Genomic DNA, 22,706 nt, shown 5'->3' with positions numbered 1-22,706 from the left:
CCGGCTATTTCCGATAATTCTACATTATCGGAGGTACGCGCACGACTGAGCTCCTCAAACACTCTGGAGGCCCCATGGCCCGCGGCATTACTGAGCTGGATGTCCATCACGCCGCTGACGACCTGGTCGCCGGCGGCGAACGCCCCACTGTGGAGCGGATCCGCGCCCACCTGGGCACCGGCTCGCCCAATACCGTGGTCCGCCACCTCGATAGCTGGTGGTCCAGCGTTGGCGCACGCTTGCGCCAACGCGCGATCGAGCAGGGGCGGCCACAGCTCCCGCTGGCAGTCGACACCTTGGCGCAGCGCTGTTGGACCACGGCATTGGAAATGGCGACGGAGCATGCCCACGCTGCGCTCGCCGGCCAACGCGATGAGCTGGAGGCGGCGCGGGCGACGTGGGAAGCGCAATGGCAGGCCGAGCGTGAGCGCCAGGCCGAGCGCGAGGCGCTGCTGGATCAGGCGCGGCATCAGGCCAACGTGCAGGAGACGGCCGTGGCCGCTTTGCGGGAACAACTGCAGCAGCTGGCTATCCATGCCGATGACCTGCAACGCCAGCGTGACGGCGCATTCGCCCGCAATGATCGACTGGATCAGCAGCTGGCAACCACGACCGCACAACTGGAGGCCCTTGGACGGCAGCACGAGCAGGAGCGCGGGGAGTTGCGTGCCCATATCCGTGCCACTGAAGAGCATGCCTTGGGCGAGATCGATCGCGCCCGGCAAGCCCTGCGCGAGGTCGAGCGTTCGGCCAGCGCGGCCCATGCCCGGCATGCCCGTGATCTCGCCAGTGCCGAGACCGCCCGCCGGCAAGCCGACGCTGCGATGGCGACTGCCCAGCGCGAGCTGCACGTGCAGACGGCACTGGCCGAAAGATCCGCCGCCCAACTGGCCGCTCTCGGCGACCTGCCGCAACAGCTGCGCGCCGCCTTGGAAAAGGCCACCCCGCAAGCGCCCCGAGGGCGACGTCGGTCCGCTCCGACTGCACCCTAGCTCGCCTGGCGGGCCAGCTGCCGCGGGCGCTTGCGGCAACGCAGCCCCCGTCAGGCGACCAGTGCGGGCCCCAGGCCACTGCCGTAGCAGGCAGGGGCCTGCTGTTGCGAGCGCCCGATCAACGGTCTAGATTGCCGACAACGCCGCGATAGTTCGCGCATCATCCTCAAGGAAGTGAGACCCGATGCCTTCGTTAGCCAAGTATGCATTCACCGCCGATCATCTCAGCCCCACTGAGGCCTCGGAGCTGAGCCAGAGGATTTTGGGCCTGGTGACAACCTGGCTGCAGCAGAAGGGCGTCGCGTCACCTATTGCTCAGACAGGAAGCTTCCGCTCCAGGACACGCGGCAACCCCGACGGGAGTTACCAACTGCAGACCCTGTCTCAGGATGGCGAACAGCTCACGGTGCTGCGACTGCATGAGTTCACCAGCGCCGAACTCCTGTTTGAAACCCAACTTCAGGTGCTCTCGCGCCCAGATGCCGTCGAGGTGTTTGTCACCCTGTCTGCCCAATCCACCGGGTCGATGGTGGCACCACAGATCGTCAGTGCCAAATGCCCAAGGATTGTCCGCGAGATCCTGCAGCAATGGCCGGCCTGGTCGTTCAACGGGCAGGCTGCGCCCAATGAGCTGATCCAGGCCACAGGGGAGGTCGATGGCATTCGGTTGGCCGACGCCATCCAGAACGCATCGCGGGTCCATCCAATCGTTGTAATTTGCGACCTGGATGGTGAGGAACTGCTGCCGGGTCTTGGCGAAAAACTCGCCTACGATTTGGCCGGCCTGGCGCAGGTGGTTTCCATTGATGATGATGCATCCTGGGGCCTGAGCTCCAAGGTGGGAAAGCTCAACTCGTGCTATCTGGGGGCAGCCCGACTCTACTGGCCCAAGACCGGTGACTCAGAACGGTTGTACTCAACTGTCTGGACAGCATCCAAGCTGCTTCCAACGGATGAAAGCCTTGATGAGCAGGCGCGTGATCGGTTTGTTGGCCAGGTGCGGCAGCGCGTCCTGGCAGCGTCGGCAGAGGCGGTGGTAGAACCGCGGCCGATGACTGACTTCAAGGCCCGGCGGGCGCGCATGATCTCAGCGGCCACCGATGAGACCTCGCGCAATGACGAGCTTGAAGCGCTGCGCGCAGCAAACCTCGAAGGTGAAAAGGCGCTGGAAGAAGCCCGCCAGACCATTGCGCGCCTGCATCAGCAACTTCGTGAAGCGCAGGAAAGCCAAGCTCAGCCGCTGGCCATTCCCGGTGACGCAGGCCCACCGCCTCTACCCACTAAGCCGCCCAGCGGGGACGTCCGTTTCTACAAAAAGATCCATAGCAAATCCAACTATGACGTTCTGGTGCCGATCGCGGATTGTGGACACACGTCATGGCAGAACGCTTCCAAAGCCGATAAGGCAAAGAAGGGCATTGTCCGCCTTGAGGGTACGGCCGAATGGAGTCAGGTCCAGCACTGTGGAACCTGCACTGGCGGCGGCGTCTGGCGGGTCAAATGGTGACAAGCTGCTAGCGCTTGCTGCCTGCATTGATCAAGGTCCCGACGGGGTCGCACTCAAGAAACTTTTTAACCTCATCAGTCGAAGGCTGCTGCACGGCTTGGACATCGAAGTTGTGAGATTATCGTTGCACTCGGTCGAGGACCACGGGTAACGGCAGGCTACATGGACCGCAACCACCTTCCGCAGCTACTGGAAGAGATGAGTTAGATTGATATTCCGCAATCCGAAATGGCTTTTTCGTGGTGGATGTGGAGAAGTTCGTCGCGCTGCCGGACGCCACGGTGGTCGAATAGCACCGCAGCGGCTGGCTGGCTCTAATCCACCAGCACCTGATGTCGCTGCGTCGCCTCAACGACCTGACCCATCGCCAGGCTGGGCGCAACGCGGCCTGATTTGTTTAGTGGCATGGCGGTCACCCTGTGGCCTCCGTGCCAGCGCTTCAGCACGGATGGCAGCATCCGCGCATGGGCTCAATCGAGTGGTGCCGCCCCATGCAGGTCCAGCGTACGCGCTAAGGTAGTTTCCGCCGGAATCGCCTTGCGGATGGGCGATGCCGCGCGGTTGGGTGCCAGCAGTGGCTCGCTCAAGATTGGACGGCAGGGGCCGATATAGTCGTGAGCACGCGCCGCTGATCGCCGGTAGCGATAGATCCACTTCCTCCAGACAACGGACGTCAGGTCGCGCATGCCACAGAAAACAAGGCTAGAAATTCTCGGCGAAATGGTCACCGGCTACTCGCTGGCACGGCATGAAGCACAGATGCTCCCAAAGAATCACGCGCGGTTTGCTTGGTACGCGCACTTCCGTAGCCTGAGCCCGACGTCGTGGTCTAACCCTGTGAACATCCCGTACGTTGCCGCAACCAGCCTCCTGGATGCCTATTCGCAGCTGCCACGACGGCCGGATCTAGCATTCAATTCGCTGTGGTCAGCCACCAATAACTCCTACAACGATCTTTTCCTCAGCGGTCCGCAGGGCGCCGCCTCAGGAACGTTGACGGACAAGAGGTCCATCGACTTCTCGCTAAGTGAAATCGCTGCCCGACTGAATCAGATAGTGCCAACCACGCCGTCTCCAACCTTGATTGCGCAAGGCATTTCGATCGGGGATCTGATCAAGCGCTACCTAAAAAATGCGCCAGCGAGGAACTTCAACTTTGTGGCGCAGTACATCCTCCGCGGCATCGCGGTTGAGGAGCACAACGCCAGTGCGCCCCCCACCATGGCTGTCAGGCTGATCCTCGTTCCTGCAGCATATTGGTCGTTCAAAAAAGAGTTCGAGAGCATCCTTGACAAGCTCAAGAGCTCAATGGGCGTGAAGTATGCCAAGTTGTGCGCCATTACAGAGTCGTCCTGCGGGACGGAACTGGACTTTGGAATCAAGCCACAAGATGGCAAGAAGGCAAGGGCGCTTGTCCACCAAGCCAGCCTTCTGCTCCGGCAGGAGGCTTTAGGGGCCAGCGTGACAAGCGGCACCGTGACAGGGAGCTTCAACAGTCAGCAGCACTGGCTGTCCTTCCTGGTGCGCCCGCTTCTCTATGCGAGTCGCAACAATGCGGCACACGGAAATGCCGCTTCACGATTGAACAGCCTCTCGGCCTCCGGCGACTCGGTCACCGCTGCGTCTTGGACGTTCCTATTCTGCTATCTGTACTTCGCGCTTATTCTTCTTTGTCAGGCCAAGATCACCCTGGCCGACCTTCAACCCTTGTACGAGAACGCTGACCTCATCAACTGAGAGGCGGCGGGTGCTCTTGCAGGAGCTTGCCATTCTCCCGGTACCGATACATCTGATCCACCATTGGGCGAGGTGACGACCATGAATCTGATGACTGGAATGCTCCGCGGGTTCGTCCAGGGTGCGAAGGAAACTCCGGCCGGATTCTTCTTGCCGATAGTTGGCTTGTCGCGAATCATCTCTACGCAGACTGATCGGGCGATCCGCCTGTACTGGCGGAAGTGGGCCATTAATGAAATAAGGGGCACCTTATCCGCGGCAACGCGAAAAACAGGGCATCTTATTCGGGGTTCTGCGAAAACATGGGCGAGTATCCGCGACAAAAGAGGCGGGTTTCCTCCGGAACATGGGCAACTTGTCCGCGGCAATCAGACCCTGCTACGGCTCGAGGCCTGACCGATCTGGACGTCCATGACGCCGCCGACGACATCGTCAGCCAGGGCGAACGACCCACCGTGGAGCGGATCCGCGCCCACCTGGGCACCGGCTCGCCCAATAGCGTGACCCGTCACTTGGACAGCTGGTGGGGCAGCGTCGGTGCGCGACTGCGCCAGCGTGCCCGTGAGCAGGAGCGCCCGGATGTACCGGGCGCGGTGTCCGCGCTGGCGCAACGCTGCTGGAACGCGGCGCTGGAAGCGGCCGCCGAGCATGCCCGCGCCGCCGGGGCGGCCGAGCAGGCCGTGCTGGACGCTCACCGCGACCAGCTGGCTGCCGAGCGCGCTGACCGTGACCAGGAGCGCGCTCGGCAGAACTTGCAGCTAGCGGTGGCCGAGGCGACACCGCAACAGCGGCACTGTTGGTGTTCGTCGCCTGCCTTGCCTCCATGCACCTGCAGGTAGGAAGCGACGTGCTGCTGACGCCTCGATACATCACCCCGGAACGCTGGAGCGCAGGGCTGGGGGACATGGACGCCAATGACTTCGCCGCGGCGACAGCGATCGCGCGGAACACGCAACTGCTCTGGCTCAGAGCTCGTTGCGCGGACGTCGCCCTGGCGTCGGACGGTGCCAAGGGCCGTGAAATCCATGAGCTTGCTGCGCTCGGTGCCGATGCATATCTACGCTTGGTCCGCCAGGTGGAAGCGACCACGGCGGATGTGGACATCAACACCGTCGACCACCTTCGCAGAGCGTTGGATCTGGGCTGGAAAGCAAAGAAGAAGGACGAGACGTTCCAGCGCCAGGTGTGGAGCTCCTTTAGCAGACTACCAGGGCTCCCTGCCGTCAGCACCGAAGAAGCCGCCTGTAGGGCCGTCATCGGGCAGCAGCGCAAGGCGGACCGCGGCGGATGCGCCTCGCTCGATGGTTCCGCCATGGCCACCGGTGATATCAGTTGCTGTGAAGCCGAGATTGGCCAACACGCCTGAGGGCTTGGTAGGCGGTGACGAAGTTGATTGGGAACGCGGCCCCCTCGTCCAAAGTGATCGAATCGGGCAGGGGGATAATTCGCTTGTCCTCGACAAGCGCCCATTGCTGCTTTGTTTGTCGCTGGGCCTGTTCGGCATAGGCTTAGGCACCTGCGTCACCGTCGCCTCCAGCGCGATTCTCGGGAACGCACCGATGGATAAAGCGGGTATGGCGGCATCGATCCAAGAGGTCTCCTTTGAACTGGGCGGAGCGCTGGGGATCGCAGTTCTTGGCAGCATCCTGGCTGCAGGGTTTACCCACTCCTTCGAGCTGCCACTACATCCGCGTTTTGCAAGTAGTGAGGGCGGCAATGTAGATCACTGGTTACACATCGCCAAGAATCTTCCGGCGGAGCAGGGGGCAGCGGTTGCCGCAGCCGCCAAGGAAGCATTTCAGAAAGCGTTCGTTTGGGTCGCATGGACTGGCACAGGGCTGTCGCTACTCATTGCAGGTGCATTGGCAATCAGTCATTCAGGCTTCAAAGAAAAATCCCACAAATGACTTAAGAAGGTCGACCCTTCGCCGCTAACGATTACCTACAACCAAGACTTTCGGAGTGATAGCTAGTGGCCAACGACGCATCAACGCACCTGCCGGCTGACGGCTGGTACTTTACTTTTCCGAATGGTGAGGGAGCCAGCTTTCCCCGAACTTACTATCGCGTGGCCTTATGGCGAATTGACCCGGATGGCACGGTGGTCGGCCTGATTTCTCCCCGGCTTGGGAAGGAACATGCGGCGGATGTCACACGCTTGATCTCGCCGCCCAGAGGTGAGGGCACGCAATACGTCCACATCGATGACTTGACGGATGAAGACCGGGCGGAAATAACCAAGCGCCGGTTCTCCTGAGAGTCTATAAACGACCGCTTGACGGCCGTGCCAATGCCAGGAGCGGGTCGTGGTGTGCGGCACGACCCGCTCCAAATCTACTGACGACTAGTCCTTCTTGATCTTCAACGGCTTCTGCACAACTGCCACACCTTCAATGATATCGGGCGTGATGGTGGTCTTCTTCTGCCGCAAGAGCACCATGCCGGAGGTGTGACCTGAGATCGCATCCTTGACGACAGCCGCGCCTGCCCAGCCAGCATCGACAGCCAACTGACCAGTGTGCTTTACGATCTTGTCCGTTACCCGCTGCGCCGGCTTCTTATCCGGATGGCTCTGGTTCCAATGCACCAGCATGCGCGCAGCGTCGATCGCCAGCATGGGCTCCTTTTCCTTGGTCGCGCCTGGCTTGGGGAAGTTCCGTCACCATCTTGCGTCCGCGCTCCAGGCAGAAAAGTCTTGCCGCGCGGCGTTAATCACCAGCCCAGGCTCCAAAGCCAGCATGTCTGATGGAGTGCGACCTTGCAGCAGAGCGTGGGGAGCAACAAGCCATTCGAGTTCCTCCCAGCCCGACGTAGGCCTGCCGCCTGAAACGCCGAATTTACCACGCAGTAGCGCCAGCACTGTAGAGAGGCCACTCCGTGGTGTCCCAGCAGGGTCGAGCTGCCACGGAGGAAAGAGATAGCGCCTCCGCTCTGCAATCCACACGCCCAAAACGTCGTCAGATTGCATGCATTGCTGCAGGGTCCGGCCCTGGAGGGCGTCCGGACTCAGTAGGGCCTCGAACGTATCCGCATCGAGCCAATCCGTCGTGACGTCCGCCCTGGCATGAGCAGATGCGGTCGTTTCCGGTGGTAGATCCCAGCGCATGCCGCAAGAATGCCACGGCTTGTCACTCAGGTAACCTGTGGGGGAAATGTCTCAACCCACTGAGCCTGTCAGGTTACTTGGTGATCCGCAAAGACATGGGCGCGTTTCCGCGCGCTAATCGTAGTGCGGGCATGAATAGGAGAGGGCACTTGATGGGAGTCAAAATCGGCGCAGAATGAGGCTCAGACCCTCGCATCAGGAGCGGGACTGTGCGCGATCCAATCAATCAAGACGAAGCCTTCTCAGCAATAATTTCCCTTCTTCACAGAGGACTGTTCAGCACTCAGCGGAATCTCCGACGAGAACTCGGGGGGCGCGGCTCAGGCCCCGAGCTCAAGGGCTTCGTCGAGGCGTTTTATGCTCAGTACGGTCGTCATTTGGTGCTTCCGTCGAATCGGACGGCTAATGGAGAGATCGCTGGGCAACCGCCAAGTTCGGATGCTCCTCGCGGAATGAAGCTGTTGGAAGATGCACTACCAGAGGACAGTCCATGGCGTCCGCTCATTGATCTTCTAAGTGCCTGGGAGTCAGATCTACTGCGCCGGGAAGAGATCCTGTCTAGGCGTGAGATCGAGCTACAACGTCAGCCTTGACGTTCGACGGCCAACCTAGAAGGATTTGCCTGGCCACACACAGTCATTGCTGAACAAGTAACAGATTTACATGGCGCTTGGTAACAGATTTACCTGCTTCGTCATTTGTCCGCGGCAATCAGATAGGCAGAACCGACGAAAGCAGCCCAGCGACGCAGTCTGCGCCGCGCGCCTCTTATTTCGCATAATGTATATTATGTTATGAGTCCGCCACCGACGCCCCCATTGCAGTCTTCCTTGGCAACCAGGCGTTTTCGGTGCAATGGCAAAGTGCGCCCGGCCACCGCATAGCCGTTCAATGCCGGCCAGCGTCCCGGCTTCCTGCGGAAGTCCGCACTGGACGATAATTGGATTGGTCTGGGCGAATCATTTCGTAGATGGCCCGGGCGTGGCTACCGGCGATCCGTCATTGTGACAACGCCCTGAGGGCAGCTGAGGCGCTGGCGAGGATTCGAATGACGTCGGCCACCCATCACCCGACGGAACCATACTTGGCGTGACGCGTCACATTAATTGGGTCTCGGAAACGTCTTGAAATCTGATCGCCGCAGCAGACTCCTGACCCTCGGACATCACCAAATCCACGCCCGATTGCGGCCCGAATGCGTCGCATCTGCATCGAATTTTTAGGAAAAATCGCAAAAATCGTACTTGTTCGATGTTCGCCGCGACCGCAGCGCCAGAATGAGCGCCACGCCCCTTGGGCGACGATCACCTCATTGCGCATGAACGGAACCCCGGCACCGCGTCGTCTTCGGCTGGTACTGCTTGACGATCATGACGTTGTACGTCTTGGCGTAGCACAGCACCTCGGCACCGATGGGCGCTTCAGGATCGTCGCCAGCCACGGCCATAGTCAGCCACTGCTGCAATACATGGCTGCTCATCCGGTCGATGTGGCCATCATCGACATGATCCTGGGCCCCCGCGATCTGGCCGGTCCGGAACTGGTTCTGAAGCTCCGTGAGTGCGCGCCAAGGGCCGCGCTACTGGCATTTTCCGGGCAGTCATCGAATGCGGAAATCCACGCGCTGCTTGATGCGGGAATCAGTGGCTACGTCAGTAAATGCGAGCCGTTGCCTGCGCTGTCGGAGGCTGTGGTCCGCGTCTCCCAAGGGCTTCGCCGATTGCCGCCAGCCTACAAACTACCCCCTTCGCCGGAGCCGCTCAGCCGCAATGAGCGCGAGGTGCTGCACTTGTTGCTGGGCGGCCTGACCATGTCGGAAATTGCGTTGCGGCGCCATCGCAGCATCAAGACGGTCAGCACGCAGAAGAGCGCGGCGCTGCGAAAGCTGGGCCTGCGAAACGACGCCGAAATCTACGCGCTGCGCGCGCGACTGGAATCCCTGTGAGTTCCGCCAGGCAGAGACGGTCGCTGGCCTGGAGCCTGTTGGCCAGTGCGGCCGCAAAGGACGCGCCGGCCCCATGGCGCGGCGATGAGCCGATACGTGTTGCCATTGCGCCGCAGTTGCGTCCCTTTCCTGGCTCCGTCCAGGCGGGTGTGCCCCCCTGCCCTTGCGCGTGGCTATGCCGCTCTGGCCGCGCACCATTCCGGCCTGGACTTCGTCGAACATCCCTACGGCAGCGCCCGTGCTGCGGTTGCCGCGATCTGTGCAGGACAGGCAGATATCGTGCTGGTGCAAGGCTCGGCCAACGATCTGCAGCCTCCTTGCCCAGGGTTGATCGAATCGCGTGCATTCGATGGGGGCGACACCGTACTGGCGGGTCGCTTGGGCAGCCCATGGCCCCACGATGCTGCAGGCCTGCGCACATTGCGCGTGGCGGCCGTCAAGGGTGGGCCCTACCCCGTTTGGATCACCGAACGCCATCCGTCTGCGCAGATCATCCGGGTGGCGAACATGCACGCCGCGCTGGCCGCCGCCGAGGCGGGCGCTGTGCCGCCACGCCCATCGCCTGCGAGGGGTACTGCAGATGCGCGGTGCCGCGACCATGCAAGACGTGGCTGCCGAATTGTGGGGTGTAGGCAACGCCGCGGAGCCGGACTGGGCCGACGCGCAGCGCCTGTTGCAGGCGCTGCTGGGCTGGCGCGACGGCAGTGCCGCCGCGCCAGGTACCGGACTCAGGCCGGCTTGCGCTCGGCCTGGCGACGGGTCAGGTCGTTGAACCGACCCAGGGACATCAGGTGCTGGTGGATCAATGCCAGCCAGCCGCTGCGGTGCCATTCGATCACCTTGGCGTCGGGCAGTGCGACGAACTTCTCCACGTCCACCACGAAGAAGCCATTGAGGTTGAATTCGCGGCCGTCCGGCAGGCGGATGGTGGCGTTGCGCTCGACCAGCAGGTCGTTCTCAAGCAGTGCCTTGGAGAAGGCCTGGGTCTGTTCGTGCTCGCGGGTGAACTGGCCGCAGAATTCCAGGGCCTGCTGCACCATCTCGGTTGCCTTGCCATCGACGAACAGCGGCTGGCCTTCTTCGCCGCCGCGCACGATGCGCGGGCTCTCTTCGTCGATACCCAGCAGGAAATCGTTGTCCTTGCCGGTGTCGATGAAGATGAAGGGGTGGCGGCGCAGGTAGGCCGGAATGTAGGTCTCATCCGCCCACAGGCCATCGGTGATGAATAGGTTGTCGGTGGTCACGCCCACGGCCGCCATCGGCACTGCGGTCGGGCCGGCGAACAGGATCGGGAAGTGATGCAGTGCCAGCGAGAACTCGCCGAGCACCAACGGGATCGAGTTGCTGCTGGCAGCAAACTCCAGCTTGCCCGGCAGGATGCGCACATCGGCATGCACGTCGGCCTGCAGCGGCACCGGGCGGGTGTAGAACAGGGGTGCGCCGCTCTGCGCAGCTTCGGTGGTAGTGTCGCTGGTGGTGGTCATCGTCAAAGTCATGTCGAACATGCACGCCTGCCATCCCGGGCGCGCCAGCGGGAACAACCTGAATCCCGCATTATCAACAAGCTGGGTGGCAAGAGCCACCCTGGCGCAGATTTATTTCAACTGCAATGGATAGCGCTGCCACAGAACGTGGACCAGGAAGCCGGCCAGTTCGGTGTCGCGGGCACTGACGGCGGCGCGGATCTTGTCCAGTAGAACCATGTCGCTGCAGGAGCGCACGTCAGCGTGGTTGGCCTGCCCTGCCCTGCGCGCGCGGTAGCGCGCCGCCCGCTGTGCATCGCTCATGGCATACCCGAACTTGGGTGGCCGGCCGCGCTTGCGCGGCAGGGTCAGCTCCAGGGTACCGGGGTCATTGTCATCACGCATGGCGGGTGCGGTCGGTGGCAAATCAGCAGGGGGTGCGCAATTTATCGTGAGGCATCACTTTAATCCAGCTTTTTCTGCAGTCTTGTTGCGCTGCAGCGCGTGAGGCTCCATCCACGCATGGCGTGGATCTACCACGACCCGTCACGCACATCATCCGCCCAGCAGATCCACGCCACGCGTGGATACCCCCCTCTCGCGCAGTAGATCCACGCAATGCGTGGATACGTACTCCCCCTCTCGCAGTAGATCCACGCCATGCGTGGATACGCACATCATCCGCCAGTCGATAAAAAGGGAGCCCGCGAACGGGCTCCCCCTCCATGCATCAGGCAGCGCGCACCGGCTCATACCCCTGCAGGTGCGCTTCGCTGCTCGCCCGCCCCTGGCTGAGCGAGCGCAGCGAGGTGGTGTACCCCGCCAGATCCGCCAGCGGAGCAAAGCCATGGACTTCGGCACGACCATCCTGATCGTCGATGCGGGCGATGCGTCCATGGCGACGGGTGAGATCGCCCACTACATCTCCCACCGAGGCTGACGGCGAGCGCACCGTCACCGCCATCACCGGCTCCAGCAGCTGCGTGCCAGCCGCGGCCAGCGCGGCCCTGATCGCCTCGCTGCCAGCGCGATGGAAAGCCATCTCCGACGAATCCTTGGCATGGCTCTCACCATCCACCATACGCACCTCGATGCCCACCACCGGATGCCCCTGCGGGCCGGACGTCAGGGCCGCGCGTACACCCTTTTCCACCGCTGCGATAAAACCACGCGGCACCACGCCGCCGACGATCTGGTCTTTGAACACGACCTGGTCGTCCTCGCGTGGCGCCACGTCCAGCACCACATGGGCAAACTGGCCTTGGCCGCCGTTCTGCTTGGACACCCGGCCAACCACGCCGGACACCGCACGCAACGGGGTTTCCTGATAGGCCACACGCGGCGCGCCAACGCCAACGTCCACCTTCCACTCAGTGCGCAGGCGTTCGACCATCACTTCCAGGTGCAGTTCGCCCATGCCCCAGACCAGGGTTTCACCACTGTCGCGCTCGGTTTCCACCTTGAACGACGGGTCCTCCTGGGCCAGGCTGGCCAGCCCCTGCGCCATGCGGATCAGGCCGGCCGCACGGGCCGGCTCCAGCCGCCAGGCCAGTACCGGTGCCTGTGAGTGGATGCTCTCCAGTCGCAACGGCTGCCCTCGCCCACTGAGCGTTTCACCGCTGACGGCGTCCTTCCAGCCCAGTACCGCGACAATGTCACCGGCCACGGCCTGCGCGATGTCGTGGGTCTGTGCGGCCTGTACGCGCACCAGCCGGCTGACGCGGCGCCCCTGCGGGTGCTGCGAACTGGCGATGGCATCACCGACCTTCAAGGTGCCTGAGTACAGCCGCACGAAGCTCAGCGCTCCGTGCTGCTGGTGGGTGATCTTGAACAGCAGGCCGGCCAACGGACCGTCCGGATCCGGCGGCAGTACCACCTCGCCAGCCGAGGCTTCTGCGGTCACGGCCGGACGATCCAGTGGCGACGGCAGGTAGTCGACCACTGCGTCCAGCAGCGTTTCGATGCCCTTGTCCCTGAAGGCCGCGCCCGCCAGTACCGGCACGCCAGCACCGGCCAGCGTGGCCCGGCGGATCGCCGCGCGCAGCATCGCCGCATCGACCGCCGCACCTTCCAGCCACGCCGTGGCCAGCACGTCGTCATGATCGGCCACGGCCTCGATCAGCGCTTGCCGCTGCGCCTGCCACTGCGCGCGCTCGTCCTCGCCCCAGCGGGTGATGAGCGCCGCTGCCCCGTCCTGCCAGCGCAGCACGCGCTCGTCCACCAGGTCGACCCAGCCATGGAAGTCGCTTTCGCTGCCCAGTGGTACGCCCAGCGCCCACGGTCGCGCCTGCAGCTTGTCCTCCAGTTGCTTCAGCACGCGCTCTAACGAGGCGCCGACACGGTCCATCTTGTTGACGAAGGCGATGAGCGGCACGCGATGCCGCCGCGCCTGGTGCCACACGGTTTCCGACTGCGGCTGCACGCCATCGACGGCCGAGAACACGGCCACGGCACCGTCGAGCACGCGCAGCGAGCGCTCGACTTCAATGGCGAAGTCGATGTGGCCGGGGGTGTCGATGAGCGTCAGTCGATGCGGCGGCAGATCGCGCGGCGCCCATTGCGCCTGCACGGCGGCTGCGCCGATGGTGATGCCGCGTTCTCTCTCGATCACTGAGAAATCGGTGGTCGCATTGCCCTCGTGCACTTCGCCGACGCGATGGATCTGGCCGCTTTTCCACAGCAGTCGCTCGGTAAGCGTGGTCTTGCCAGCGTCGATGTGGGCAATGATGCCGAGGTTGCGACGTAGGGACAGGGTGTGGGTGTTCATGAAATAGATTCCTGCAAAGCCAACTTCAGGGGCCGCGCACCCCGGTTGGCGACAGGGCGCGCGGCTGGCGTTCGGTCTCGGCGATCAGGTGCATGGCACGTTCTCCTCGGTGCTGCGGGTGGAATGAAATGGCGGAAACGAAAAGAGCGCCCCGAAGGGCGCTCTGTGGATGGTCCATCGATGGCCGGATCAACGGCCCCGTGGCACTCCAGGCAGGCACGCCCGTTCCGCGCTTGCGCGGGTCAGGGTGAAAAACTTCAGGAGCGGCATCCGGTTCATGGGGCGCATTCTAGACCTGTGATTCCTGCGCGCAAGTGACTATTGCACGCATGGATGGAACGATCAGGCTTGGTGGGGTCAGAGCCTTTCGCTACGCGAAAGGATCCGCCCCCGGGGCGGCCAAAGGGTCGGATCCCTTGGCAAAGCCAAGGGCTCTGACCCCTGCAGCGAGCATCACTCGCAGCCGTTGATCCGGCGCGCCTCAGCCACCGTCGCGGCATGGTCACCGGTCACCGACACCCAGTCATTCAACGGGTACAGAGGATCGACCTCGCCACGCTTGGGCGAGTCGTACATCGTGATCTCGGTCCAGCTGCCCACCGCACCCAGCTCGGCCAGGCGTGCAGCCTGGTCCTCATCGCTGCTGAAGGTGGCGCCCGGCTTGGACGGCTTCGCAGTGTTCACCGTTGCGGTCTTCAACGCGCGTACGCGCAGCGCACCACCCGGCATGCGCTGGCTGATCACATCGTAGCGTTCAGTGCCATAAGCCCACGAGCGCTCGGCATGGCGACGCACTTCACTTCCATCGTCGGCCACTTCAACCGAACCATCTGCCAGCCCTGCAATGGCAGCGATGCCACCGTAGCCGGCCATCATGGCCTCGTAGCCGACCATCTGGCGCTTCTCCAGCGGCAACTCGCTGGCCGCAGGCTTCATGCCCGGCAGCTTGAGATATGCCGACTTCTTGCAGAGCAGCAGCACGCGCTGATCGCCCCACGCCATCATCATCGCGCCACCGGTGAAGTAGTGCGTGGTGAACAGATCAGGTGCGGCGCCAGCACGGCTTGCATGCCGCGTTTCGATCGACGTGGCCTGGTCGGCCGCCTTCTCGATCGACACCGTGCGGGTGGAGGCGGCATGCGCACTGCACGCCGTTGCAGCCAACGAACCCAGCAGCGCGGCGCGGGGGAAATGATGCTTCATGGGGGGCAGTCCATTGAGAAAAACGAGCCGCCAATGATACGTCGCGATGCAACACGACGCTTTACTGCAGCAGGTCACGATCAACGACAGCAGATCAGGAGTACTTGCCTGGGCTCTGGATCAGATTCCAGTTCTCCTCTACTTGACCCCTGACCCGACGACTTCTGTCCTGCGACAACCGCACGTGGATTTGACGGGCCAAGTCTTCAGGCATGTCAATAAGGTGGCATGCCACTCGAAATCCAACCATTGCCGCATGTATCAACGAATCATGCTCACACTGCCGCCGCGCCCAGTTCAAGAGCGAACTGGGCGGCCGCTCGTCAATCAGCCCGCGTCACCAGGGCCAAACTGACTGAAAATCGCGCGGCAGCGCAACACTCATGCGGCCAGGCGGGGGCGAGACCATGTACTCGAGGGTGTTTCGCACTGTCGGGGGGGCAATTGCGACAATCGGCACCCTCAGGTCACCACCACCAGCGGCACACCCCGGCGCGGATGCTGCAGCACCACCACATCCTGCTGATACACGCGCTGCAGGTTCGCTTCGGTCAGCACATGCGCAGGCGTGCCATCGGTCGCCACCCTGCCCTGCTCCAGCAGCACGATGCGATCGGCATAGCCGGCCGCAAGATTCAGATCATGCAGCACCACGATCACGCAGGCACCCGCTTCAGCACATGTGCGCACGCTGCGCAGCGTGCGTTCCTGGTGGCGAAGATCCAGCGCGGCCGTCGGCTCATCCAGCAACAGCAGCGGTGTGTCCTGCGCAAGCACGCGCGCAAACGTGGTGCGTGCCGATTCACCACCGGATAACTGCTGCACTTCGCGCAGACGCAGCGCCTGCAGCTCGGCAGCGTCGATGGCAGCTTCCACCCGCGCATCGTCCACTGCGGGATCCGGCGGATGCGGCAGCCGCCCCATCGCGACCACTTCTTCAACGCTGAAGGCAAAGCGCACGCCATGTTCCTGCGGCATCACCGCGCGTTCGCGCGCGAGCGGGCCGGACTTGTAGCTGCGCAATGGCGCGCCATGCAGCTGCACTTCGCCAACATCAGGGCGCAGATCGCCGGCGGCCACCGCCAGCAGGGTCGATTTGCCGGCACCGTTCGGACCCACCAGCGCGGTCACTGTGCCCCGTGTGAAGGCCAGATTGATGCCATGCAGGATCTCGCGCTGCTGGCGGCGCACCACCACATCGCGCAACTGCAGGAAATCGCTCATGGCGTGTCCTTGCGGCGCTGCTGCAGCACCAGCCACAGGAAGAACGGCGCGCCCAGCGCGGCCGAGAACAGGCCCAGCGGAATTTCCGCCGGCGGATCCAGTGTGCGCGCGGCGGTATCGGCAATGACGATCAACAGCGCGCCCAGCACGCCCGACACCGGTAGCAACCAGCGATGGCCCGGGCCGACCAGCAGCCGCGCCACGTGCGGCACCACCAGGCCGACGAAACTGATCGAGCCAGCAAACGCCACCGCTGCGCCCACCAGCAACGCGCTGAAGGCCACCAGCATCCGTCGCGTACGCGCGACATCCAGGCCCAGGTGCTGCGCCTGGCGCTCACCCAGCGCCAGCATGTCCAGCGGCGTGGCCAAACGCAGCAGCGCGAACACGCCAATGGCGAACAGCGGCACCACGGCGGCTACGTCTGCCCAGTTGGCCTGCGCCAACGAGCCCATCTGCCAGAAGACCAGCGACTGCAGCTGGCTCTCGCTGGCGATGTAGGTGAGGAAGCCGATCAGCGCCGAGCAGAACGCCGCCATCGCAATGCCCACCAGCAACAATGTCGCATTGCCACTGCCCTTCCCCGGGCGCGCCAATGCGTAGGTCAGGCCGATGGCCAGCGCGCCACCGCCAAATGCAGCCACCGGCACCAGCCAGCCCGCTGCGCCTGCCGCCCCCAGGACGATCGCTGCAACCGCACCCAGCGCCGCGCCCTGGCTGACGCCGACGATACCGGGGTCGGCGAGCGGGTTGCCGAACAATCCCTGCAGGCTTGCACCGGCCATCGCCAACGCTGCCCCCACCATGGCCCCCAGCAGGGCGCGCGGAATGCGCAGTTGCCAGACCACGGCGAGATCGCGGCGGCTGACCGCCTGCGGATCCACCAGGCCCAGCTTCACCCCCAGGGCCTGCAGGACATCCATGGGCGGCAGACGCAGCGGACCCATCGCGAACGATGCCAGCACCGCGCCCACCAGGGTCAGCAGTGCCACCAGCAGCATTACGCGCCCGCGTCGGCGGCGCCGATCCGCCAGGCTCATGCCGGCGGCAGCGCCGCCAGTGCCTTGGCCAGGGCCAGCGCACCGGCACCGGTACCGACACTGGTGTACTTCAGCTGCACATCCGGCATCACCCAGACCCGGTTCGCGGCGCCGGCCGGTGTCTGTTTCAGGGTCGGGTACGCCTTCCACAGACCTTCGGCACCGCCGAACTGCTGCAGGTCGTGCTCGGTCACCAGGATCACCTCCGGCGCTGCCGCGATCACCCCTTCGTTGCTCAGTTGCGAGTAGTTCTTCACCCCCGCCTCGCTGCCGATGTTGATGCCTCCCGCGAGCGCGATCATCTCGGCCGAGGCGCTGTCCGCACCCGCCACGGTCGGCGCGCCACCGCCGCCGGTGGCCGATACGTGAATCACGCGCGGCGCGTGCGCCAGTCCCTTGCCGAGAGTGGCCGCCTCATCCAGCTGACGCTGCACCTGGGTGGCCAGGGCCTGCCCAGCGTCGGCCAGACCGACTGCGGCCGCCACCTTGCGTACCTTGTCCGGCGCAGGCTGCAGATCATCGATGACCACGGCGGCTTCCCCCACTTCGCGCAGCTTGCTGGCAAGCACGGCGTGGCGGCGCAGGCTGTTGCCGAGGAACAACGATCCATGCAGGCTCACCACGCCCTCCACGCCGGTGGTGCGGTTGAACAGGAACTGGTGCGGTGCAGCCTGGCCCGCCTGGGTGGTGGTGTTGGTCGGTGCGGCAAATACCTGCTTGCCAAGGCCCAATGCCTCCAGCACGGCGATGACATCATCACCGCCGGCGATGATGCGGCTGGTGTCGGTCACTTCGGCCTGCACGCCATCGTCGGACGGCACTGTGGCCGGCAGGACCGGCACCTGGCCGGCCAACGCCGGCACATCGGTTCCCGCAACGCGCTGCCAGCCGGCAGGCAGTTCGACCGCGTCGTGCTTGTCGGCAGCCGCGGGTGCGGCAGCATCCTGGGCGGCGGGCGGAGCGGACGGCCCGCTGCAGGCAGCCAGCGCCAGCGAAACCGCCAACGGAAGCGCGCACAGGCGCAGGCGGGAAGCGATGTTCATGCAGAATCTCCTTGCTTGCCGGGCGAAGGCAATACGCCTCGCCCGGCGTGGGGGTTACGGCTGGCGCAGGGTGATGCGGGTGATACGGTCGCCCTTGGCATCGTCAGCGCCGCGCGACTTGTTCACCGCGAACACATTGCCCTTGCCGTCGGCACGCACGTGGTTGGGGAGGGTGCCACCATCGAGGTTGCCGACCACCTTGCCATCGCGATTGACGGCGGTGACGGTGCCTGCACCACGATTGGTGACGTAGGCCAGGCCACTCTTGTCATCGAAGGCGACGTTCAGCGCGCCGGCGCCGACCGGCACGTCATGCACGACCTTGCCGCTGGCGACGTCCACGATCAGCAGGTTGTCGGTGCCCTGCGAGGCCACGTACAGGCGGTTGTGCTTCGCATCGAAGGCCACGCCCGAGGCGCTGATCGAATTGCCCAGGTCGATGACCTTGTCGACCTTGCCGGTGGCCACATCGATGACCGCCGCTTCGGGCGTACCGATGCTGACGGTGAACAGCTTGCCGGCTTTCTCATCCAGCACCAGGCTCATCGGGGTGAACTTGCCCTCGTCCACGCCCGATTCAAGGGTGATCGACGGCAGTTCCTTCAGCGTCTTCGCATCGAACACCGACAGGTGGTCTTCGCCGGTGGCCGACGCAAACACCTTGCCGTGGGTGCCATCTACTACGACGTCGCGTGCATGCGGCACGGTGTCGACCGGGAACTGGTGAACCAGCGACAGATCCTTCTGGCGGTACACGGCAATCGAATTCTGGCGGGTGTTGGTCACCCATACGTTGCCGTTGGTGTCATCCACGCCCACGCCATAGACCGCGTACACCGCGCCATTGGTGGTGCCGGGTACCTGTGCCGGGGTGATCGCCTTGGTTACCTTCAGCGTCCTGGGGTCCAGCTTCAGCAACTGCGACTGGGTGACCGGTGGACGGCCGACGGCCGAGGTCACATAGACCGCATTGCTGGCGGCGCTGTAGGCCGACTGGTAGAGGCCCGGCACCAGCTTGTTGGACTGGATGGCGAACTGCTGCTGGCCCGACAGCGGCAACTGCGGCGAGACGCGCAGCTTCAGCACGGTGGCCGCTGCCGGCTGGCTGGCGCGCACGATGACCGGATGGGTGCCCGGCACTGCGTCGGCCGGGATGGCAAGCTGGGTCTTGAAGTTGCCATCGGCGTCGACCACGACCGGCTGCGTGTTCAGCACGCTGTCGCCACGCTGCAGGCTGACCTGCTGGCCCGGCACGAAGCCACGACCGATGACATCGGCCGTGCTGCCCGGCACCACGTTCTCACCACGTGAGATCACCGTGCCCTTGAACGTGGCGCTGGCGGGCTGGTCGAACACCGGCTGCGCGGTGGCGGTGACCACCAGCAGCAGGCTGGCGGCCAGGGAGGTCAGGCGGAGGGATGGACGAAACGACATGGAAGGCTCCTTGCACACGTAGGTCGCGCCGCGTGGCGCGGGGGTCATCGGTTGCCTGGGCCGCTGCATGTTGGCAGTCGCGCCTGGGTGGTGAGGTTGCACGGGCAGGCCGTGCGTAGCGGGATCAGTCTGCGGCGTTGGCCGATGGCGGGAGTTTGCCGTCGGCCACGCTGCGGTCGGTCACGCCAAACAGTTCATGCAGGGCAGCGTGGAACGACGCTGGAAGCATCGGGCCATGGCCCAGGCCGGGGAATTCACGGTACTGCACGCTCAAGCCCGGCACCTTGGCCAGGCGTGCGGACAGCTGCAGGGCGGCATCGGGTGTAGCGCCACCGATACGGCGCAGATGCGCGACCACCCGCGGGTTGGTCATGTCGCGCTTGCCACGGTCCCCGGCCCGCTCGGCGCCGCCCAGCATCAGCCAGACCTTGGCAGGCTGGCCATGCACGTTCTGCACGAACTGCTGCTCCGGATCGCCCAGCGCGGCGCCCTGGCTCCACCACAACGAGGGGCTGGCAGCGAGATAGCTCTGGAATGCGGCCGGCCGCGTATACAGGGCATTGAGCACGAACAGGCCGCCCAGTGAGTGCCCCCACAGCGCCTGCTGCCGGGTGTCGATGCGCGCGCGGCGCTCGACTTCCGGCTTGATGCGGCGTTCGATCAGATCGAGGAAGGCATCGGCGCCCCCGCCGACCGCCTGCGGGGTACCACCTTCGTCATCGGCGCGGTCGATCCAGGCGGTGTAATCCTGGGTGCGGGCCGGCGAGTCGATGCGCAGTTGGTTGTCGTAGCCGATGAGCACCAGCACCGGTGGTGCCCGGGTGGCGGCCAGCTCGGACAGCAGCGGCTGGTCGAGCACCATGGCCACCGCGTTGCCATCCAGTGCGTACAGCACCGGCGACGGCGTCCTGGTGCCCTTGGCTGGAATGGCCACGTTTACCCGCCAGCGGCGTTGCTGGTCGGGGCTGCTGATCACGAACCGCTCGAAACGGTAGCTGGCTGCCGGCGCATCGAGCACGGTGCGGCCCATCAACTGCTGCGGATTGCGCTGCTGCGCGTGGGCGTAGGGAGCAGCCATCAGGACCCCCATCATCAGGGCGGCAAGACAGCCGACGGTACGTGCGGAAAACATCATGGGTGACGGATGCGGCGGGCGGGGCCGCCTCTTCATCAAGGGACCGCAGTCTACCTCAAACGCGAATGATTATCACATCGATAATACGTCACGCTGTGTATCGCGCGCGCGACACCGATGCCTCCGGGCCATGCCCGGAGGATGCGACGCGTGAGGTTCAGCCGAACTCAGGCGGCACAGGGCCGTACTGGTTCTGTTCCGGCGTGCCCGGCAGCAGCGAGAACACGAAGATCACCAGGCCGCCAAACGGAACGAAGGCCAGCAGGTACAGCCAGCCGGACTGGTTGCAGTCGTGCAGGCGCCGGACGGTAACGGCGATGACAGGCACGAAGGTGGCCAGCCAGAAGACCACGAACAGCGCGACGGAGGCGATGCCCAGGGCGTTGGACTGCGTCACCAGCGCCGCGATCACCGGCATCATCAGCACCACCGAGACCAGCAGCAGGAACAGCTGGAACATCCAGTATTCGCGGCGGTTGGCACGGCCTTCGAACTGGGCATAGCGCTTCAACGGCAGGATGAGCTGTTCCATGGCAAGGGCGTCCCTGAAAAAAAGAAGGCGCGCAGTGTGCCAAATTGTGGCGAGTAGAGTCGAGCAAGCTCGATACCACAGAAGCGGGTCAGCGGCCTTTCGCCGCTCTTGCCGCTTCACGCTCGGCGCGCAGCCGGTCCAGCTTTTCTTTCAGCTTGATCTCCAGCCCGCGCGGTACCGGGTTGTAGTACACCCGCTCCCCCATCGCGTCCGGGAAACCGGTCTGGTCGAGGGCGATACCACCCTCGGCATCGTGGTCATACTGGTACTCGGCCCCGTAGCCCAGTTCCTTCATCAGTCTGGTCGGGGCATTGCGCAGGTGCAGTGGCACTTCATCGGTGCCATTCTCGCGAACGTCGGCCTTGGCCTGGTTGAAGGCCGCATAGCCGGCGTTCGACTTGGCGGTGCTGGCCAGGTACAGCACCAGCTGCGCGAACGCGAGCTCACCTTCCGGGCTGCCGAGGCGCTCGTAGATATCCCACGCTTCCAGCGCCATGCTCTGCGCACGCGGGTCGGCCAGGCCGATATCTTCGATGGCCATGCGGGTCAACCGGCGTGCCAGGTAGGACGGATCACAACCGCCATCGAGCATGCGGGTCAGCCAGTACAGCGCGGCATCAGGGTTGGAGCTGCGCACGGATTTATGCAGGGCCGAGATCTGGTCGTAGAACTGCTCGCCGCCCTTGTCGAAGCGGCGGGTGCGGTCGGCCAGCACCTGGGTGAGGGTCTGCGGGGTGATGCGCCCCCCCTCCCCGCCTGCCAGCTCTGCAGCAATTTCCAGCAGCGTCAGCGCGCGGCGCACATCACCATCTGCAGCCGTGGCGATTTCCAGCAGTAGTTCGGGGGCAATCTCGATGCGCGCTTCGCCCAGGCCGCGCTCGCGGTCACCCAGCGCACGCTCCAGCGCTTCGACGATGTCGGTGGGCGAAACGCCTTCCAGCACATGCACCCGGCAGCGCGACAACAGTGCCGAGTTCAGTTCGAACGATGGGTTTTCGGTGGTGGCACCGACGAACAGGATGGTGCCGCGCTCGATATGCGGCAGGAACGCATCCTGCTGTGCTTTGTTGAAGCGGTGCACCTCGTCCACGAACAGCACGGTGCGCCTGCCTTCGGCGAAGCGCTGCGCGGCTTCGGCCAGCACCTGGCGTACTTCCGGCAGCCCGGACAATACAGCGGAGATGGCCCGGAACTCGGCGTCCGAATACTCGGCCAGCAGCAGCGACAAGGTGGTCTTGCCGCAGCCCGGCGGTCCCCACAGGATCATCGAATGCACGCGGCCGGATTCGACCGCGCGGCGCAGCGCGCTTTCAGGCGCGAGCAGGCGCTTCTGCCCGACCATTTCGTCGAGGGTACGCGGGCGCATGCGCTCGGCCAGCGGGCGCAGATGTTCCCGATCGACGCTCAGCAGATCGGGGCCGGGGAAGGAAGTGGAACGATGTCTTGGCACCCGATCATTGTACCGCGACGCCCGTGGGTCGCATCGGGCCCTCCCCGGCGGACCGCTCGAGGCGCCTGGTAGTGCCGGCCGCTGGCCGGCAGATCAACATCGTGTCAACCAAGGTTGACACCTACCGA

At 64.3% G+C, this 22,706-nt stretch carries 20 protein-coding genes and 1 pseudogene; 9 read left to right on the top strand and 12 right to left on the bottom strand.

Annotated features, from left to right (window positions below; all coding sequences use genetic code 11):
- Positions 1 to 74 precede the first annotated feature (74 nt).
- The 8 genes and pseudogenes from ACQKDV_RS05270 to ACQKDV_RS05235 all read left to right on the top strand — a co-directional run bounded on the left by ACQKDV_RS05270 (position 75) and on the right by ACQKDV_RS05235 (position 6,493).
- Positions 75 to 992, top strand: a complete 918-nt coding sequence (locus ACQKDV_RS05270) for a DNA-binding protein (RefSeq protein WP_427782730.1) — start codon at positions 75 to 77, stop codon at positions 990 to 992.
- A gap of 184 nt (positions 993 to 1,176) precedes the next feature.
- Positions 1,177 to 2,499: a hypothetical protein gene (locus ACQKDV_RS05265; protein ID WP_427782729.1), complete on the top strand. Its 1,323-nt coding sequence runs from the start codon at positions 1,177 to 1,179 to the stop codon at positions 2,497 to 2,499.
- Positions 2,500 to 2,726: 227 nt separating this feature from the next.
- Positions 2,727 to 2,891, top strand: a pseudogene (locus tag ACQKDV_RS05260) (SapC family protein); the annotation flags it as partial.
- A 292-nt stretch (positions 2,892 to 3,183) separates the two neighbouring features.
- A complete protein-coding gene (locus ACQKDV_RS05255; protein ID WP_427782728.1) occupies positions 3,184 to 4,236 on the top strand; it encodes a hypothetical protein in 1,053 nt (350 codons plus the stop codon).
- 302 nt (positions 4,237 to 4,538) lie between these two features.
- Entirely contained in the window at positions 4,539 to 5,075 is a 537-nt protein-coding gene (locus ACQKDV_RS05250) for a DNA-binding protein (RefSeq protein ID WP_427782727.1), read from the top strand.
- Positions 5,060 to 5,602 (top strand): DUF7380 domain-containing protein, encoded by a 543-nt coding sequence (locus tag ACQKDV_RS05245; RefSeq protein WP_427782734.1) that lies wholly within the window; start codon positions 5,060 to 5,062, stop codon positions 5,600 to 5,602. Before ACQKDV_RS05250 ends, ACQKDV_RS05245 begins: the two co-directional genes overlap by 16 nt.
- Entirely contained in the window at positions 5,586 to 6,143 is a 558-nt protein-coding gene (locus ACQKDV_RS05240) for a hypothetical protein (RefSeq protein ID WP_427782726.1), read from the top strand. The genes ACQKDV_RS05245 and ACQKDV_RS05240 overlap by 17 nt, the downstream gene beginning before the upstream one ends.
- 65 nt (positions 6,144 to 6,208) lie before the next feature.
- The gene (locus ACQKDV_RS05235) at positions 6,209 to 6,493 is read left to right on the top strand and encodes a hypothetical protein (RefSeq protein WP_427782725.1); all 285 of its coding nucleotides are present in this window, start codon (positions 6,209 to 6,211) and stop codon (positions 6,491 to 6,493) included.
- Positions 6,494 to 6,580: 87 nt separating this feature from the next.
- Here the strand turns inward: ACQKDV_RS05235 and ACQKDV_RS05230 are convergent, their stop codons facing one another.
- A complete protein-coding gene (locus ACQKDV_RS05230) occupies positions 6,581 to 6,853 on the bottom strand; it encodes a hypothetical protein (RefSeq protein WP_427782724.1) in 273 nt (90 codons plus the stop codon).
- Between the two features lie 1,684 nt (positions 6,854 to 8,537).
- On the opposite strand from ACQKDV_RS05230, the gene ACQKDV_RS05225 reads away from it, so the two are divergent.
- Positions 8,538 to 9,287, top strand: coding sequence for a response regulator (locus tag ACQKDV_RS05225; protein ID WP_427782723.1), 750 nt, complete (start codon positions 8,538 to 8,540; stop codon positions 9,285 to 9,287).
- A 728-nt stretch (positions 9,288 to 10,015) separates the two neighbouring features.
- Here ACQKDV_RS05225 and ACQKDV_RS05220 read toward each other — a convergent pair.
- The 11 genes from ACQKDV_RS05220 to ACQKDV_RS05170 form a co-directional block, all read right to left on the bottom strand.
- Complete coding sequence (locus tag ACQKDV_RS05220) at positions 10,016 to 10,771, bottom strand: SapC family protein (protein ID WP_427782733.1); 756 nt, start codon at positions 10,769 to 10,771, stop codon at positions 10,016 to 10,018.
- A 111-nt stretch (positions 10,772 to 10,882) separates the two neighbouring features.
- Positions 10,883 to 11,155 carry a hypothetical protein gene (locus tag ACQKDV_RS05215; protein WP_079221882.1) on the bottom strand — a complete coding sequence of 91 codons (273 nt, stop codon included), beginning with the start codon at positions 11,153 to 11,155 and terminating at the stop codon, positions 10,883 to 10,885.
- A 325-nt stretch (positions 11,156 to 11,480) separates the two neighbouring features.
- Positions 11,481 to 13,517, bottom strand: coding sequence for an elongation factor G (fusA, locus tag ACQKDV_RS05210; RefSeq protein ID WP_427782722.1), 2,037 nt, complete (start codon positions 13,515 to 13,517; stop codon positions 11,481 to 11,483).
- Between the two features lie 453 nt (positions 13,518 to 13,970).
- Positions 13,971 to 14,720: a hypothetical protein gene (locus ACQKDV_RS05205; RefSeq protein WP_427782721.1), complete on the bottom strand. Its 750-nt coding sequence runs from the start codon at positions 14,718 to 14,720 to the stop codon at positions 13,971 to 13,973.
- Positions 14,721 to 15,182: 462 nt separating this feature from the next.
- Positions 15,183 to 15,944, bottom strand: coding sequence for a heme ABC transporter ATP-binding protein (locus ACQKDV_RS05200; protein WP_427782720.1), 762 nt, complete (start codon positions 15,942 to 15,944; stop codon positions 15,183 to 15,185).
- Complete coding sequence (locus tag ACQKDV_RS05195) at positions 15,941 to 16,984, bottom strand: FecCD family ABC transporter permease (RefSeq protein ID WP_427782719.1); 1,044 nt, start codon at positions 16,982 to 16,984, stop codon at positions 15,941 to 15,943. The genes ACQKDV_RS05200 and ACQKDV_RS05195 overlap by 4 nt, the downstream gene beginning before the upstream one ends.
- Positions 16,981 to 18,027, bottom strand: coding sequence for a heme/hemin ABC transporter substrate-binding protein (locus ACQKDV_RS05190; RefSeq protein ID WP_427782718.1), 1,047 nt, complete (start codon positions 18,025 to 18,027; stop codon positions 16,981 to 16,983). Before ACQKDV_RS05190 ends, ACQKDV_RS05195 begins: the two co-directional genes overlap by 4 nt.
- 54 nt (positions 18,028 to 18,081) lie before the next feature.
- Positions 18,082 to 19,461, bottom strand: coding sequence for a YncE family protein (locus ACQKDV_RS05185; RefSeq protein ID WP_427782717.1), 1,380 nt, complete (start codon positions 19,459 to 19,461; stop codon positions 18,082 to 18,084).
- A 124-nt stretch (positions 19,462 to 19,585) separates the two neighbouring features.
- On the bottom strand, positions 19,586 to 20,596 hold the full coding sequence (locus ACQKDV_RS05180; RefSeq protein ID WP_427782716.1) for an alpha/beta hydrolase: 1,011 nt from the start codon (positions 20,594 to 20,596) through the stop codon (positions 19,586 to 19,588).
- Between the two features lie 157 nt (positions 20,597 to 20,753).
- Entirely contained in the window at positions 20,754 to 21,128 is a 375-nt protein-coding gene (locus ACQKDV_RS05175) for a DUF805 domain-containing protein (RefSeq protein WP_427782715.1), read from the bottom strand.
- Between the two features lie 88 nt (positions 21,129 to 21,216).
- Positions 21,217 to 22,494 carry a replication-associated recombination protein A gene (locus tag ACQKDV_RS05170; RefSeq protein WP_427782714.1) on the bottom strand — a complete coding sequence of 426 codons (1,278 nt, stop codon included), beginning with the start codon at positions 22,492 to 22,494 and terminating at the stop codon, positions 21,217 to 21,219.
- Between the last annotated feature and the right edge of the window lie 212 nt (positions 22,495 to 22,706).

Origin of the sequence: Stenotrophomonas sp. NPDC077659 (assembly GCF_050268705.1) — a bacterium.
GTDB lineage: Bacteria > Pseudomonadota > Gammaproteobacteria > Xanthomonadales > Xanthomonadaceae > Stenotrophomonas.
Note: the sequence above shows the minus strand (reverse complement) of the source record. Positions and strands in the feature narration are given on the sequence as shown.